Origin of the sequence: Escherichia sp. MOD1-EC6162 (assembly GCF_002965125.1) — a bacterium.
In the GTDB taxonomy this organism is placed as follows: Bacteria; Pseudomonadota; Gammaproteobacteria; order Enterobacterales; family Enterobacteriaceae; genus Escherichia; species Escherichia marmotae.
In genome coordinates this window covers 1-2,236 of the sequence record NZ_PTSB01000065.1, presented here as the reverse complement: position 1 = coordinate 2,236, position 2,236 = coordinate 1, and the positions used below count along the sequence as shown (strand labels likewise).

Here is a 2,236-nt window from a genome sequence, read left to right as displayed (position 1 = left end):
TTACCAGGGACAGTACCTCGACAGGGAAACGGGGCTGCACTACAATCTGCACAGGTACTATGATCCGGATGTCGGGCGGTTCATAGTAACGGATCCGATAGGGCTAAGAGGCGGGTTAAACTTATATCAGTATGCGCCTAATCCAATAAACTGGATTGACCCGTTAGGCTTACAACGGCTTTGTGCATTTGGAAATAAGAGTGGGCCAAAAGGTATTCGTGAGCGAGATTTGACACCCAATGAGCATGGTTTGCTTCCTTCACAAGCAGGTAAGGTTAAACCTCAAGGTAAATCAGTGACCAGAACACCTAAAGAATCAGGTTTACAGGGGTATTATCATACTTTACCTGAAGATGTGAAAATGCCTGATGGGTTAGGTATTAAGCACGATGGGCGTGATATGCCGGGAGGGTATATGTCTCCGGGACACTCAACAGTGTATCCTACTAGAGATATGACGCCAGATGAGTTCAATGATTTGTTTAATTCATTACCATGGGAGTATGGTGGTAAAATATGAACAATTTTATAAAAAAGTTCATTGCTATAGAAGATTTTTTTAATGAAGGGACTCGTAATTTTATTGAGTTAGTCCAATGCAATGGAATCACATGGTCAAAATATGAGTTACAGGAAATCGCTCTAAACCAATACTATTATCATGTCCGTTCCCTACTTCTTGAATATGAACCTGATTTAATGTTTTTGCTGTGTTCAACAGATAGTGAATATAGAAGAGTATCTTTGAAATTAATAAAAGACGGCTTGCTTGATTTTTCTTCATCTGATTTATTTCTCGAGAAACTTATAAATATATCGATCATCGGTAATGATGAAGAAAAAAAACTGTCGAGAGATATTATAATTTCACGTGGATGGCTGTTAACTCGACATGAGTTAGTCGAAGATGCCATATCTAATTTTTATAATAATGGCTTAGACTATTATTTATATAAAGACATTGGGGAGTTCTTATATATTATAAAAAATAATGCATTGTTAAATATGCATGTAAAATTAGGAGCACATAGCCAAGATAAAGACATTGTTGAGTGGGCTAATGAACTAAAAATGAATTTAGTCGGCAGATAATTCTGCATTTGCATTCTCAATGGATGACTTTGGTTGCAAGGCGAGACTGCATTATGACTTGCTCAGATACTATGACCCGGAGTGCGGAAGATTTGCATAATCCACCGAGAATGTAAATATGCCAATAGCAGGGAAAGATCACGTAACGCAGCTTTTTTGTACTAAATAATTCGCACTAAATGTTCAATAATTGAGATATTCCTTATTACCTAAAGCTGTTTTTCATTGCTTATACATGATCAAATACTCCTTACATAATTAAGGAGAACAAAATGGAACTTAAAAAATTGATGGAACATATTTCTATTATCCCCGATTACAGACAAGCCTGGAAAGTGGAACATAAATTATCTGATATTCTACTGTTGACTATTTGTGCCGTTATTTCTGGTGCAGACGGTTGGGAAGATATAGAGGATTTTGGTGAAACGCATCTCGATTTTTTGAAGCAATATGGTGATTTTGAAAATGGTATTCCTGTTCACGATACTATTGCCAGAGTTGTATTCTGTATCAGTCCTGCAAAATTTCATGAGTGCTTTATTAACTGGATGCGTGACTGCCATTCTTCAGATGATAAAGACGTCATCACAATTGATGGAAAAACGCTCCGGCACTCTTATGACAAGAGTCGCCGCAAGGGAGTGATTCATGTTATTAGTGCGTTCTCAATAATGCACAGGCTGGTCATCGGACAGATCAAGACGGATGAGAAATCCAATGAGATCACAGCTATCCATGAACTTCTTAACATGTTGGATATTAAAGGAAAAATTATCACAACTGATGCGATGGGGTGCCAGAAAGATATTGCAGAGAAGATACAAAAACAGGGAGGTGATTATTTATTCGCTGTAAAAGGAAATCAGGGTCGGCTTAATAAAGCCTTTGAGGAAAAATTTCCACTGAAAGAATTAAATAATCCAGAGCATGACAGTTACGCAATTAGTGAAAAGAGTCACGGCAGAGAAGAAATCCGTCTTCACATTGTTTTCGATGTCCCTGATGAACTTATTGATTTCACGTTTGAATGGAAAGAGCTGAAGAAATTATGCGTGGCAGTCTCCTTTCGGTCAATAATAGCAGAGCAAAAGAAAGAGCCAGAAATGACGGTCAGATATTATATCAGTTCTGCTGATTTAAC

The 2,236-nt window shown here is 37.6% G+C and carries 2 protein-coding genes and 1 pseudogene; all 3 read left to right on the top strand.

The window, feature by feature from the left end; genetic code table 11:
* Positions 1 to 172: pseudogene (locus A9587_RS25785) on the top strand (RHS repeat-associated core domain-containing protein); the annotation flags it as partial.
* 344 nt (positions 173 to 516) lie between these two features.
* Positions 517 to 1,092: a hypothetical protein gene (locus tag A9587_RS24045; RefSeq protein ID WP_105264078.1), complete on the top strand. Its 576-nt coding sequence runs from the start codon at positions 517 to 519 to the stop codon at positions 1,090 to 1,092.
* A gap of 272 nt (positions 1,093 to 1,364) precedes the next feature.
* The coding region (locus A9587_RS24040; protein WP_105281985.1) for an ISAs1 family transposase at positions 1,365 to 2,236 on the top strand (872 nt) is incomplete at its 3' end.